Raw genomic sequence first — 12,924 nt, forward strand, 5'->3', positions numbered from 1 at the left:
ATTTCGTCGTTCAGCTGATTCAAAGGCATCAAGCCGGCGCCCCCGACAACAAGCCACTCTGTCGATCACTCCCCCAGAACGGACGCGGCCTCCCCATGAAACGCATTACCGTGATCGACTCCCACACCGGCGGTGAACCGACCCGCCTGGTCACCGACGGCTTCCCTGCCCTGGGCAAAGGCAGCATGGCCGAGCGCCGCCAGCTTCTTGCCCAACAACACGACCAATGGCGCAGCGCCTGCATGCTCGAACCGCGTGGCAGCGATGTACTGGTTGGCGCCCTGCTGTGCGAGCCAGTTGATCCGAGTGCCTGCGCCGGGGTGATTTTCTTCAACAACACCGGCTACCTGGGCATGTGCGGCCACGGCACCATCGGCCTGGTAGTATCCCTCGCGCACCTGGGGCGTATCGGACCGGGTGTGCACAGCATCGAAACCCCCGTGGGTACCGTGCAGGCAACGCTGCATGAAGACCACTCTGTCAGCGTGCGCAATGTACCCGCCTACCGCTACCGCAAGGACCTCTCGCTGGAGGTGCCGGGCATTGGTCTGGTGGTCGGCGACGTGGCCTGGGGCGGCAACTGGTTCTTTCTTATTGCCGATCACGGCCTGCAAGTCGCGGGCGACAACATCGAGGCGCTGACCGCCTACACCTATGCAGTACAGCAGGCACTGGATGAGCAAGGCATTCGCGGCGAAGACGGTGGCCTGATCGACCATATCGAACTGTTTGCCGACGACCCTCACGCAGATAGCCGCAACTTTGTACTCTGCCCCGGCAAAGCCTACGACCGTTCGCCCTGTGGCACCGGTACCAGCGCCAAGCTTGCTTGCCTGGCCGCCGACGGCAAACTCCAACCCGGCCAGCCCTGGCAGCAGGCCAGCGTGATTGGCAGTGTCTTCGAAGGTTCGTTCGAAACGGCTGGCGAGCGCATCATTCCCACCATTCGCGGTCGCGCCCATATCAGTGCCGAGGCTACGCTCATCCTTCAGGAAGACGACCCGTTCGCCTGGGGCATTCGCCCGTGAGCGGCGCTGCCGTGGCCGATGTGATCGTGATTGGTGCCGGAATTATCGGCGCAGCTTGTGCCCAGGCGCTGGCTGCGCGCGGCCTGCGCGTGCTGGTCCTGGATGCCGGGCTGCATGGCGCCACGGCAGCCGGCATGGGCCATCTGCTGGTGCTCGATGACAACGCCGCGGAATTAGCGTTGAGCCAGTACTCGTTGCAACGCTGGCGTGAATTGGCAAGGCAACTGCCCGACGCTTGCGCCTATCGTAGTAATGGCACCCTCTGGCTAGCGGCCAATGCCGAAGAAATGGCCGTGGCCGAACACAAATACGGTGTGCTGCACGCACAAGGCATTGTCTGCGAACGCGTTAGCGGGCGCGGCTTGCGCCAACGTGAACCAGCCCTGCGTGAAGGCTTGGAGGGAGGTCTGTTGATCAATGGCGATGGCATTCTCTACGCCCCCGCTACCGCACGTTGGATGTTGCAGTCGCCCCGGATCGAGCAGCGCCGTGCGCACGTCACGGCGGTACAGGGTAACAGTGTGCGCCTGGAGGACGGTCAGTGGCTCAGCGCCGAGGCAGTGGTGCTGGCCAACGGCATCCAGGCCACCGATCTGTGCCCGGAGCTGCCCATTGAACCGAAGAAAGGCCATTTGCTAATCACCGACCGCTACCCCGGTAGCGTCACCCATACCTTGGTGGAACTGGGTTATGTCACCAGTGCCCACAATGCCAGCGGACCTTCTACCGCCTGCAATATCCAGCCGCGTCCGACCGGGCAACTGTTCATCGGTGCCTCACGTCAGTTCGGCACCACCGATCCGGGCGTGGAAGGCTGGATGCTGGCACGCATGCTCAAGCGCGCCACCGAGTACATGCCCGGCCTTGCGCAGTTGAACGGCATTCGCGCCTGGACCGGCTTTCGCGCCGCCAGCCCCGACGGCCTGCCACTGGTGGGCCGGCATCCGCAGCAGGACGGCCTGTGGCTGGCCGTCGGCCATGAAGGGTTGGGCGTCACTACGGCGCCGGCGACGGCGGACCTGCTGGTCGCGCAACTGTTCGACGAAACCCCGCCCCTGGCCGCTCAACCCTATCTGCCCCACCGCTTCCTGGGAGCACACATGCATGCCTGACTTGATCCTCGATGGCCGTCCACTGTCTGTGGCCGAAGGTACCAGCGTGGCCGCGGCCCTGGCACTGGGCGGCGATGGCTGCTCGCGCACCGCCGTTGGTGGTCACCGCCGCGCGCCGCTATGCGGCATGGGCATTTGCCAGGAGTGCCGCGTAAACATCGACGGCCGCCGGCGCCTGGCCTGCCAAACCCTGTGCCGCGAGGGTATGCACGTGGAGACCCGGGCATGAGCGAATACACCCCTCTGCTGATTATCGGCGCCGGCCCTGCCGGTTTGGCGGCCGCCTTGGCCGCCGCGTCTACCACCGCACGCATCGTGCTGCTTGACGACAACCCGCTTCCGGGCGGGCAAATCTGGCGCGACGGTCCGCACGCCAAGGTTCCCGCCCAGGCGCGTCAACTGCGTGAACGCGTATTGGCCTGTACCAATGTGCGCTACCACAGCGGTACACGGGTAATTGCCTGCCCCGGCCCGAAGACCCTGCTGGTTGAGGATGCAGAGCGTGGTTGGCAGATTCGTTACGACAAACTGATCCTCTGCACCGGCGCTCGCGAATTGCTCCTGCCCTTCCCCGGCTGGACGCTGCCCGGTGTCACCGGTGCCGGTGGTTTGCAAGCGCTGATCAAAGCTGGCTTGCCGGTGCGCGACCAGCGCCTGGTGATCGCTGGGAGCGGGCCATTGCTGTTGGCCAGCGCTGCGACAGCCAAAGACAACGGCGCCAAGCTGCTGGCCATTGCCGAGCAGGCATCGCTGGCAGCAGTTGCCGGCTTTGCCGCGCAATTGCCGCGCTGGCCGCACAAGTTGCTGCAATCCTTCACCCTGTTCGACCGCAGTTACCGTACGGGCAGCCATGTGCTTGCTGCCTTGGGCAGCGATCGCCTGGAAGGTGTGCGTCTGAAGCAAAACGGCAAAATCGTGGAAGTAGCCTGCGATAGACTCGCCTGCGGCTTCGGTCTGATTGCCAATAGCCAACTAGGTCAAGCCTTGGGCTGTGAAGTGCGCCAGCAAGCAATAGCCGTGAACACCTGGCAAGCCACCTCACAACCCGACATTTACGCCGCGGGCGAATGCACCGGTTTCGGTGGCAGTGAACGGGCCCTGGTCGAGGGTGCCATTGCCGGCCATGCGGCGGTTGGTGACCGTCCGGCGGCGCAGGCATTGTTGTCTCGCCGCGCGCGCTGGCATGGTTTTGCTGCAGCCTTGAACAAAGCCTTCGCCCTCGACCCGACGCTGAAGTCGCTGGCCAGCGCCGACACCCTGGTGTGCCGCTGCGAGGACGTGCCTTACGCGGCCCTTGTCGGGCATGCCAACTGGCGTGAAGCCAAACTGGCCAGCCGCTGCGGCATGGGCGCCTGCCAAGGTCGAGTATGCGGTGCGGCCGCCGAATACCTGTTCGGTTGGCAGCCTTCGGCACCCCGCCCACCGTTCAGCCCGGCGCGCATCGAGACCTTGCTGTGCCTGGACGAAACGCCCGGTGCTTGAGGTAAATAGCGGGGGCGCACTATGATCCCGACGGTCGCCCACGGACCGTCAGCGCCATGCACGCCACACTCAACAGCCTCGCCCCCTGCGATTTGCCTACGTTGCTCGACAGCCTACAGCCCATTGCGCCCCTGCTCGATACGCTGAACGACGTGGTGTTCTTCATCAAGGACCTGCAAGCGCGCTACGTTTTCGTCAACCAGACCCTGGCACGCCGTTGCGGGCGCAAACACAGCGATGACCTACTCGGACTGACCGCCGAAAATGTCTTCCCCGAGCGCTTCGGGCCTCTGTATACCGAACAAGATCGGCGAGTATTGAGCAGTGGCCGGGAGTTGGCCGACCAGCTTGAGCTGCACCTGTATTTCGGCAACCAGTCGATCTGGTGCCTGACCCACAAACGCCCGCTCAAGGATGCCCAAGGCAATGTCGTGGGGCTGGCCGGTATCTCCCGCGACTTGCAGTTACCACAATCCAACCACCCGGCGTTCCAGAAGCTCGCCGCCGTCGATGCGCACATTCGTCACCATTTCACCCGCCCGATCAGTCTCGCCGAACTGACCGCAATCGCCGGGCTTTCCGTGGCGCAACTGGAGCGTCACTGTAAACGCATCTTCCAGCTCACGCCGCGTCAGTTGATCCACAAGGCACGGCTGGAAGAAGCCTCACGCTTGCTGCAAGACCCCGAGTTGCCCATTACCGAAATCGCTTTGCGCTGCGGTTACACCGACCACAGTGCCTTCAGCCGCCAATTCCGCGCGCTCACCGGCCTTTCGCCGAGCCAGTACCGCGACGGCCAACGCTGAGTGTTCCTAAATGGGGCGCCGCGTAAGGGCGGTGCTCCCATACGTAACACCCGTCCTGCAGCCGACCCGCCGCACTGAAACCACCCTACAAAACTCCACTTTCCTACAGGCGCCCTAACTCACGGGCTGCCGGCCAATTGCTGGTTCCGGACAAAAACAGGCACGCCCATTGCTAAGAAAATATCGTATACGAAATTACCAATACGATATCTAACAGCACCCCCCAGACCACGAGGCATCTATGAAAAACCGCACATTTGCCGTAGCCCTCAGCGCTGTTCTCAGTACTGCCTGTATCGCCAACGCCCAGGCCGACAAGCTCGACGATATTATTGGCTCCGGCAAGCTGCGCTGCGCCGTCACCCTCGACTTTCCACCGATGGGCTTTCGTGACGAAGCCAACAAGCCAGCCGGCTTTGACGTCGACTATTGCAACGATCTGGCAAAAATCCTCGGTGTCGACGCCGAAGTGGTCGAGACCCCCTTCCCCGACCGCATCCCTGCACTGATCTCCGGCCGCGCGGACGTTATCGTGGCGTCCACCTCCGACACCCTGGAACGGGCCAAGACCGTTGGTTTGACCGTGCCGTACTTCGCCTTCCAAATGGTGGTGCTGACCCGCGACAATACCGGCATCAATAGCTTCGACGACCTCAAAGGCAAAGCCTTGGGCAATACCAGTGGCACCTATGAAGCCATTGCACTGGAAAAGGACGTGAAGAGCTGGGGTAGTGGCAGCTTCCGTGCCTACCAGTCGCAGAACGACACGCTGCTGGCGGTCGCCCAAGGTCATATCGACGCCACCGTGGTGACCAACACTGTCGCCGCCGCCACCCTCAAGTCTGGCAAATACAAAAACCTCAAGGTCGCCGGTAACGCGCCCTACGTGATCGACTACGTATCGCTGGGTGCCAAACGCAATGAGTACGGTCTGTTGCGCTACCTCGACCTGTTCGTCAACCAACAAGTGCGCACCGGGCGCTACAAGGAGCTGTTCACCAAGTGGGTGGGGACCGAGATCGCCCCGACCGACCTGACCGTACCGCAGGTCTACTACTGAGGTGGGCGGTATGATCAGCACACCCAAACCCCTGACCGGGCGCTGCCTGGTCGAGGGCGCGGCCCAGGGTGAACTGTTGTTCGCCGATACCGGGCTGAGCTTCTGGGGCGGGGTCGACCCGTTCAGCGGCGAAGTGATCGATCGTCATCATCCGCTCAGCGGCCAGTGCATTGCCGGACGCGTGCTGGCGATTCCCAGCGGACGTGGCTCCTGCACCGGCAGCAGTGTGATGATGGAACTGATCAGCAACGGCCACGCACCGGCAGCATTGGTGCTGGCCGAAGCCGACGAGATCCTGACCCTCGGGGTGCTGGTCGCCCAGACCCTGTTCGAGCGCTCCCTGCCGGTGCTGTGCATCGGCAGGGAGGCGTTCGCCGAATTGTCCGGGGCAGGTTTTGCCCGGCTCGAAGGACGACACCTTGAGCTCTTTACCCTGGCGCCTGCCGATCACTGGCAGGCCCCGGCGTTCTGCCCTGGCGCCGAGGCTTTCAATACCTTCAGCAGCAACCTGAACCTGGCACCGAGCGACCGCGCATTGCTCGACGGCACTCACGGCAAGGCCGCGCAGATTGCGATGCAGATTGTCCTGCGCATGGCCGAGCTGCAAGGCGCCGAGCAACTGCTGGACGTGACCCAGGCACACATAGACGGCTGTATTTACACCGGTCCGGCGAGCCTGCGCTTTGCCCAACAGCTGGTGCAATGGGGCGCGAAGGTGCGCGTGCCGACCACACTCAATTCCATTTCGGTAGACCAGCGCCGCTGGCGCGAATTGGGCATCGACCCAGCACTCGGCGAGCCCGCCAGTGCCCTGGGCGAGGCGTATATGGCCATGGGCGCGCAGTTAAGCTTCACCTGCGCGCCCTACCTGCTGGACAGTGCACCGACGCTGGGCGAACAGATCGTCTGGGCCGAGTCCAACGCAGTGGTCTATGCCAACAGCGTTCTGGGCGCGCGCACACTGAAGTACCCCGACTACCTCGATATCTGCATCGCCTTGACCGGTCGCGCACCGAGCATTGGTTGTCACCTGGACGAGCAACGCAAGGCGCAGCTGATTGTCGAGCTGCCGGCACTGGGCACCCTGGATGACAGTTTCTACCCGCTGCTCGGCTACCACATCGGTGCGCTATCGGGCTCTCGGATTCCGCTGGTGCGTGGGTTGGAACAGGCCCACCCCAGCCTCGACGATCTCAAGGCCTTTGGGGCAGCCTTCGCCACCACCTCCGCGGCCCCCTTGTTCCACATTGCCGGGGTTACACCCGAGGCACTGGACCCCACGCAAGTACTCGAGCCCGGCGCCCACTTACCTTGCGAGCGCCTGCAACTGAGCGACCTGCTGCACAGCTGGCGCGAGCTCAACAGCGCCCGCGAGCCCCGAGTCGATGTGGTGTCGCTGGGCAATCCGCACTTTTCCTTCAGCGAGTTCGCGGCGCTGGATCGTTTGTGCCAGGGCCGCAGCAAACATCCGCAAGTGGTGCTGGCGATCACCTGTGGCCGTGCGGTGCTGGAACAGGCGCGTGCTGCCGGGCATATCGACGGGCTCGAACGCTTCGGCGTAACCCTGGTTACCGATACCTGCTGGTGCATGCTGGGAGAGCCGGTAATCCCGCCCAGCGCACGCACGCTGATGACCAACTCCGGCAAATACGCCCACTACGGGCCAGGCCTGGCCGGCCGCCCGGTGCATTTTGCCAGCCTTGGCGAATGCGTGGAGTCGGCCTGCAGCGGCGTGGCCAGCGGACGGCTACCGACCTGGCTGCAACCCGCTGCATTCAAGGAGAGTCCCGCGCATGTTTGATTATACCTTCCAATGGCGCGCAGCCCTGCGCGCCCTTCCGGACATGCTTGCCGGCGCCTGGGTGACCTTCGAGACCGCGGCCCTGTCGATGATCCTCGGTGTGCTCATCGCCCTGGCCCTGACTGTGATGCGCCAAGGTAAGCAACCGCTGCTGCGCGGCTTTGCCAACACCTGGGTATCCATCGCCCGTAACACGCCGTCGTTGTTCCAGATCTACATCCTGTACTTCGGCCTCGGTTCGATGGGCATGCACGTCAGCTCCTGGATCGCCCTGTTGGCCGGGATCACCTTCAACAACGCAGGCTACCTGGCAGAGAACTTTCGCGGCGGTCTCAAGGCGGTGCCGACCACGCAAATGCGCGCAGCGCGCTCGCTGGGCATGAGCGCCTTCCAGGCTTACCGGATGATCATCATTCCGCAGCTGTTGCGCGTGGTGTTCTACCCGTTGACCAACCAAATGGTCTGGGCGGTGCTGATGACCTCACTGGGGGTGATCGTGGGCCTGAACAACGACCTGACCGGCGTGACCCAGGATTACAACGTCAAGACCTTCCGCACCTTCGAATATTTCGCCCTGGCGGCGGCGCTCTACTACGTGATCGCCAAGGCGATTGTCGCAGTCGCGCGGCTGATGGCCTGGCGGCTGTTCCGCTACTGAGGAGCTCGACATGTTTTCCACCGGTTTTACCTGGAACGACTTCATGTTCCTCCTCGAAGGGGCGTGGATCACCTTGCAACTGACCTTCTGGGCCATTCTGATCGGCACCATCGCGGGCTTGCTGTTCGGCCTGGCGCGTGCCTTGTGGCCGCGCCTGAGCCTGCCGCTCGCTTGGGTACTGGATGTGTTTCGCAGCGTACCGCTGTTGATCCAGTTCGTGCTGTTCAACTCGTTCAAGAGCATCGTCGGACTGGACATCAGTGCCTTCAGTGTCGGCTGCATCGTGCTGGGCGTGTACACCGCCGCTTACTTCACCGAAATCGTTCGGGGTGGCGTGCTCTCGGTAGCGTTGAGCGTGCGCCGCGCCAGCCGTTCGCTGGGCATGAGCTACCTGCAGGACCTGCGCTGGATCGTTCTGCCAATGGCAACCCGGGTGGCGTTTCCCGGCTGGCTGAACCTGGTACTGGGGGTGATGAAAGACACTGCACTGGTGATGTGGATCGGCATCGTCGAACTGCTGCGCGCCTCGCAAACCATCGTTACACGGATTCAGGAACCCCTGCTGGTGCTGTGCATCGCGGGCCTCATCTACTACGTCATGAGCCTGGTGGTTGCCCGTTTGGGCGCCCGCCTGGAAACAAGGTGGCAAGAAAATGATTGAGATCCAGAACGTACATAAATCCTTCGGCAACCTTGAAGTGGTCAAGGGTGTGAGCCTGACCGTGGACAAAGGCGAAGTGGTGTCGATCATCGGCGGCTCCGGCTCGGGTAAATCGACCTTGCTGATGTGCATCAACGGCCTGGAGCCAATCCAGAAAGGCAGCATTCGCGTCGATGGCATCGAGGTGCACAACCGCGCCACGGACCTGAACCGCCTGCGGCAGAAGATCGGCATCGTCTTCCAGCAATGGAACGCCTTTCCGCACCTGACCGTTCTGGAGAACGTGATGCTCGCGCCGCGCAAGGTGCTGGGCAAAAGCAAGGAGCAAGCTGAAGAGCTGGCCGTCAAGCAACTGACCCACGTGGGACTGGGCGACAAGCTCAAGACCTTCCCCGGCAAATTGTCCGGGGGCCAGCAGCAGCGCATGGCGATTGCCCGGGCGCTGGCCATGTCGCCGGACTACATGCTCTTCGACGAAGCCACCTCGGCGCTCGACCCGCAACTGGTGGGTGAGGTACTGGACACCATGCGCATGTTGGCCGAAGACGGCATGACCATGGTGCTGGTCACCCACGAGATACGTTTTGCCCGGGATGTCTCGGACCGGGTGGCGTTTTTCCGTAACGGCCTGGTGCATGAGATCGGCTCGCCGGAGCAAGTGATCGGCAACCCGACGCAGCCTGAGACCGCGGCTTTCCTGAAGTCGGTGAAATAGCAGCATCCACAACGGTGGGATCAACCCCACCGTCACGAAGGCGGTACTCAACATAAGGACCTTCCCCGAATGCGCTCTTCGAAGATCATCCACATCGTCAGTTGCCACGCCGAAGGAGAAGTCGGCGACGTCATCGTCGGCGGCGTCGCCCCACCTCCTGGCGCTACGGTCTGGGAACAGTCGCGCTGGATCGCCCGCGACGAGACCCTGCGCAACTTCGTCCTCAACGAACCCCGCGGCGGCGTGTTCCGCCACGTCAACCTGCTGGTGCCGCCCAAGGATCCACGCGCGCAGATGGCCTGGATCATCATGGAACCGGCGGACACCCCACCCATGTCCGGCTCGAACTCGCTGTGCGTGTCCACGGTGTTGCTCGACAGCGGCATCCTGCCGATGACCGAACCTGAAACCCGCCTGGTCCTGGAAGCACCCGGCGGTCTGATCGAAGCCGTCGCGCAATGTCGCGACGGCAAGGTGCAGCGGGTCGAGGTGAAAAACGTGCCCTCCTTCGCTGATCGCCTGGATGCCTGGATCGAAGTCGAAGGCCATGGCTCACTGCAGGTCGACACCGCTTATGGCGGCGACAGTTTCGCCATTGCCGATGCCCGCCAATTGGGCTTTGCCATACGCCCCGACGAAGCGAAGGACATCGTCGAGATCGGGCTGAAGATCACCCGCGCCGCCAATGAACAGTTGGGCTTTCGTCACCCGACGAACCCGGATTGGTCGCACTTATCCTTCTGTCAGATCGCCGCCCCCATTGAGTACGAGAACGGCATTGCCACCGGCGCCAACGCAGTGGTTATCCGTCCCGGCAAGATCGACCGCTCGCCCTGCGGCACCGGCTGTTCGGCGCGCATGGCAGTGATGCAGGCCAAAGGCTTGCTGAAGGTGGGTGACCGTTTTATCGGCCGTTCGATCATCGGTTCGCAATTCGATTGCCGCATCGAGTCGCAAACACAAATAGACGGTCGCCCGGCCATCTATCCGTGTATTTCCGGGCGAGCCTGGATCACCGGTACCCATCAATTGATGCTCGACCCAAGCGACCCTTGGCCGCAAGGCTACCGACTGTCGGACACATGGCCCGGCGCATGATCGCTAACCCCTTGATTTAAAAACCACCCCTGTAAATCGGTCAGTAATACGCGAAAAAAACCCTGGTCGAATATAGGCACTTCAAATATCGTATACGAAATACAATAAACAACCGGAGAACATCATGAGCAAGTACGTAAACTGGAGCGGCGTCTTCCCTGCGGTCACCACCCAATTCAACGACGACTTCTCGATCAACCTGGAAAAGACCCACGAGGTCATTTCCAACGTGATCCGTGACGGCGTCTCTGGCCTGGTGGTGTGTGGTTCTGTCGGTGAGAACACCTCGCTGACCGCCGAAGAAAAAATCGCCGTGACCGAAGTCGCCGTCGATGCCTCGCGTGGCCGGGTTCCGGTGATTTGCGGCGTGGCTGAGTTCACCAGCGTGCAAGCTGCCAAAGTCGCCAACGCAGTGCGTCAGGTCGGCGTTGACGGTGTGATGTTGATGCCGGCACTGGTCTACGGCTCGAAACCGTTCGAGACCGCCGAGCACTACCGCTACGTGGCCAAGCACACTGACGTGCCGCTGATGGTTTACAACAACCCACCGATCTACAAGAACGACGTCACCCCGGACATCCTGATTTCCCTGGCCGACTGCGAGAACGTGGTGTGCTTCAAGGACTCCTCGGGCGACACCCGCCGCTTCATCGATGTGCGCAACGAGGTAGGCGACCGGTTCGTACTGTTTGCCGGCCTGGACGACGTGGTTCTGGAAAGCATTGCCGTGGGCGCCCAGGGCTGGGTGTCGGGCATGTCCAACGTGTTCCCCAAAGAAGGCGAAACCATCTTCCGCCTGGCCAAGGCCGGACGCTTCGCCGAAGCCATGCCGATCTACGAGTGGCTGATGCCAATCCTGCACCTTGATGCCCGCGCCGACCTTGTGCAGTGCATCAAGCTCTGTGAAGCGATCGCCGGTCGTGGTAGCGCGCTGACTCGTCCTCCGCGTCTGGCGCTGCCAGACGCTGATCGGGTCTACGTTGAGCAGATCATGGCCAAAGCCCTGGCCAAGCGTCCGCATCTGCCAGACGTCGGCCTCTGAGTGACAACCGGGCCGGCTCCCCCAGGAGCCGGCCCGCCTGTTTTGCGCCCATACAGGAATCCTCAACATGTCCAGTCACTCGTCCAGCGCAACCACCCCTTCGGGATTGAAGCGTGTCGTCGCCGCAGCCATGGCCGGCACCGTCGCCGAATGGTATGAATTCTTCCTCTACGGCACCGCCTCGGCACTGGTCTTCGGCCAGTTGTTCTTCCGTCAAACCGACAGTCCTATCGACGGCATCATTGCCGCCTTTGCCCTCTACGCCGTTGGCTTCCTGGCGCGCCCACTGGGTGGCCTGGTGTTCGGTCACTACGGCGATAAATTCGGCCGTAAACGCTTGCTGCAACTGAGCCTGGTGGTGGTCGGCGTCACTACCTTCCTGATGGGTTGCCTACCCGGCTTCGACAGCATTGGCTACGCTGCGCCGGCACTGCTGGTACTGTTGCGGCTGATTCAGGGCTTTGCCTTTGGTGGCGAATGGGGCGGCGCTATCTTGTTGGTGTCCGAGCACTGCCCGGCCAACCGTCGCGGTTTCTGGGCCAGTTGGCCACAAGCCGGGGTGCCGGCAGGCAACCTGCTCGCCACTGTAGCTCTGCTGTTGCTGTCGAGTACCCTTTCCGAAGAGCAGTTTCTCGCCTGGGGCTGGCGAGTCGCGTTCTGGTTCTCCGCCGTGGTGGTACTGATCGGCTACTGGATTCGCACCAGCGTCGACGACGCACCGATCTTCAAGGAAGCCCAGGCGCGCCAGGCGAAGAAAGCCGTGCAGCAACTAGGCGTGGTCGAAGTGCTGCGCCATCACTGGCGTGCGGTGCTGGTCGGGATCGGCGCACGCTTTGCCGAGAACATTCTCTACTACACGGTAGTGACCTTCTCGATCACTTATCTCAAGCTGGTAGTGCAAAAGGACACCTCGCAGATTCTCTTGCTGATGTTTGGCGCGCACCTTCTGCACTTCTTCTTGATTCCGTTGATGGGGTATCTGTCCGACCTGGTTGGGCGCAAGCCTGTGTACCTGACCGGTGCGGTGCTCACCGCCTTCTGGGGTTTTATCGGCTTTCCGATGATGGACACCGGCAACAACTGGATGATCATGGCCGCCATCACCCTGGGACTGACCATCGAGTCGATGACCTACGCACCCTACTCGGCGCTGATGGCCGAGATGTTCCCCACTCATGTGCGCTACACCGCCCTGTCACTGTGCTACCAGGTCGCGCCGATTTTCGCCGGCTCACTGGCACCACTGATCGCCATCAGCCTGCTGAACGAGTTCCACAGCTCGACCCCCATTGCCTGGTACCTGGTGGGTGCTTCGCTGATCTCGATCATTGCCGTCGGGCTCACGCGTGAGACCCGGGGCAAGTCGCTGCACGAAGTCGACGCTGAGGCCGATGCGCGTATTGCAGCCGGGCAAACCAGCGCTGTTCGCCAAGGCAATTCATTAGCTTGAATCCACCCTAC

At 62.3% G+C, this 12,924-nt stretch carries 13 protein-coding genes; all 13 read left to right on the top strand.

The window, feature by feature from the left end; genetic code table 11:
• Positions 1 to 95: 95 nt before the first annotated feature.
• The 13 genes from D3Z90_RS14465 (at position 96) to abaF (ending at position 12,913) form a co-directional block, all read left to right on the top strand.
• The gene (locus tag D3Z90_RS14465) at positions 96 to 1,028 is read left to right on the top strand and encodes a 4-hydroxyproline epimerase (protein WP_136476678.1); all 933 of its coding nucleotides are present in this window, start codon (positions 96 to 98) and stop codon (positions 1,026 to 1,028) included.
• Complete coding sequence (locus D3Z90_RS14470; RefSeq protein WP_136476680.1) at positions 1,025 to 2,140, top strand: FAD-binding oxidoreductase; 1,116 nt, start codon at positions 1,025 to 1,027, stop codon at positions 2,138 to 2,140. Before D3Z90_RS14465 ends, D3Z90_RS14470 begins: the two co-directional genes overlap by 4 nt.
• Positions 2,133 to 2,369, top strand: a complete 237-nt coding sequence (locus D3Z90_RS14475; protein ID WP_136476682.1) for a (2Fe-2S)-binding protein — start codon at positions 2,133 to 2,135, stop codon at positions 2,367 to 2,369. The genes D3Z90_RS14470 and D3Z90_RS14475 overlap by 8 nt, the downstream gene beginning before the upstream one ends.
• On the top strand, positions 2,366 to 3,622 hold the full coding sequence (locus D3Z90_RS14480) for an FAD/NAD(P)-binding oxidoreductase (RefSeq protein ID WP_136476684.1): 1,257 nt from the start codon (positions 2,366 to 2,368) through the stop codon (positions 3,620 to 3,622). Before D3Z90_RS14475 ends, D3Z90_RS14480 begins: the two co-directional genes overlap by 4 nt.
• A 56-nt stretch (positions 3,623 to 3,678) precedes the next feature.
• On the top strand, positions 3,679 to 4,428 hold the full coding sequence (locus tag D3Z90_RS14485) for an AraC family transcriptional regulator (RefSeq protein ID WP_136476686.1): 750 nt from the start codon (positions 3,679 to 3,681) through the stop codon (positions 4,426 to 4,428).
• A gap of 241 nt (positions 4,429 to 4,669) precedes the next feature.
• Positions 4,670 to 5,488 (top strand): transporter substrate-binding domain-containing protein, encoded by an 819-nt coding sequence (locus D3Z90_RS14490; RefSeq protein ID WP_136476688.1) that lies wholly within the window; start codon positions 4,670 to 4,672, stop codon positions 5,486 to 5,488.
• A gap of 10 nt (positions 5,489 to 5,498) precedes the next feature.
• Positions 5,499 to 7,289, top strand: coding sequence for an aconitase X (locus tag D3Z90_RS14495; protein WP_136476690.1), 1,791 nt, complete (start codon positions 5,499 to 5,501; stop codon positions 7,287 to 7,289).
• A complete protein-coding gene (locus D3Z90_RS14500; protein WP_136476692.1) occupies positions 7,282 to 7,947 on the top strand; it encodes an amino acid ABC transporter permease in 666 nt (221 codons plus the stop codon). The genes D3Z90_RS14495 and D3Z90_RS14500 overlap by 8 nt, the downstream gene beginning before the upstream one ends.
• A gap of 10 nt (positions 7,948 to 7,957) precedes the next feature.
• A complete protein-coding gene (locus D3Z90_RS14505; RefSeq protein WP_136476694.1) occupies positions 7,958 to 8,608 on the top strand; it encodes an amino acid ABC transporter permease in 651 nt (216 codons plus the stop codon).
• Positions 8,601 to 9,323, top strand: a complete 723-nt coding sequence (locus D3Z90_RS14510) for an amino acid ABC transporter ATP-binding protein (protein WP_136476696.1) — start codon at positions 8,601 to 8,603, stop codon at positions 9,321 to 9,323. The genes D3Z90_RS14505 and D3Z90_RS14510 overlap by 8 nt, the downstream gene beginning before the upstream one ends.
• A gap of 69 nt (positions 9,324 to 9,392) precedes the next feature.
• Positions 9,393 to 10,421, top strand: a complete 1,029-nt coding sequence (locus tag D3Z90_RS14515; protein WP_136476698.1) for a proline racemase family protein — start codon at positions 9,393 to 9,395, stop codon at positions 10,419 to 10,421.
• 124 nt (positions 10,422 to 10,545) lie between these two features.
• Positions 10,546 to 11,463: a dihydrodipicolinate synthase family protein gene (locus D3Z90_RS14520; protein WP_136476700.1), complete on the top strand. Its 918-nt coding sequence runs from the start codon at positions 10,546 to 10,548 to the stop codon at positions 11,461 to 11,463.
• A 67-nt stretch (positions 11,464 to 11,530) separates the two neighbouring features.
• Complete coding sequence (gene abaF / locus D3Z90_RS14525; RefSeq protein ID WP_136476702.1) at positions 11,531 to 12,913, top strand: fosfomycin efflux MFS transporter AbaF; 1,383 nt, start codon at positions 11,531 to 11,533, stop codon at positions 12,911 to 12,913.
• The last annotated feature ends 11 nt before the right edge of the window (positions 12,914 to 12,924 follow it).

Source organism: Pseudomonas sp. DG56-2 (genome assembly GCF_004803755.1).
GTDB lineage: Bacteria > Pseudomonadota > Gammaproteobacteria > Pseudomonadales > Pseudomonadaceae > Aquipseudomonas > Aquipseudomonas auratipiscis.

Coding starts and splice junctions, on each gene's coding strand:
- D3Z90_RS14465 (WP_136476678.1), top strand. CDS start 96: ATGAAACGCATTACCGTGATCGACTCCCACACCGGCGGTGAACCGACC.
- D3Z90_RS14475 (WP_136476682.1), top strand. CDS start 2,133: ATGCCTGACTTGATCCTCGATGGCCGTCCACTGTCTGTGGCCGAAGGT.
- D3Z90_RS14480 (WP_136476684.1), top strand. CDS start 2,366: ATGAGCGAATACACCCCTCTGCTGATTATCGGCGCCGGCCCTGCCGGT.
- D3Z90_RS14485 (WP_136476686.1), top strand. CDS start 3,679: ATGCACGCCACACTCAACAGCCTCGCCCCCTGCGATTTGCCTACGTTG.
- D3Z90_RS14490 (WP_136476688.1), top strand. CDS start 4,670: ATGAAAAACCGCACATTTGCCGTAGCCCTCAGCGCTGTTCTCAGTACT.
- D3Z90_RS14495 (WP_136476690.1), top strand. CDS start 5,499: ATGATCAGCACACCCAAACCCCTGACCGGGCGCTGCCTGGTCGAGGGC.
- D3Z90_RS14500 (WP_136476692.1), top strand. CDS start 7,282: ATGTTTGATTATACCTTCCAATGGCGCGCAGCCCTGCGCGCCCTTCCG.
- D3Z90_RS14505 (WP_136476694.1), top strand. CDS start 7,958: ATGTTTTCCACCGGTTTTACCTGGAACGACTTCATGTTCCTCCTCGAA.
- D3Z90_RS14510 (WP_136476696.1), top strand. CDS start 8,601: ATGATTGAGATCCAGAACGTACATAAATCCTTCGGCAACCTTGAAGTG.
- D3Z90_RS14515 (WP_136476698.1), top strand. CDS start 9,393: ATGCGCTCTTCGAAGATCATCCACATCGTCAGTTGCCACGCCGAAGGA.
- D3Z90_RS14520 (WP_136476700.1), top strand. CDS start 10,546: ATGAGCAAGTACGTAAACTGGAGCGGCGTCTTCCCTGCGGTCACCACC.
- abaF (WP_136476702.1), top strand. CDS start 11,531: ATGTCCAGTCACTCGTCCAGCGCAACCACCCCTTCGGGATTGAAGCGT.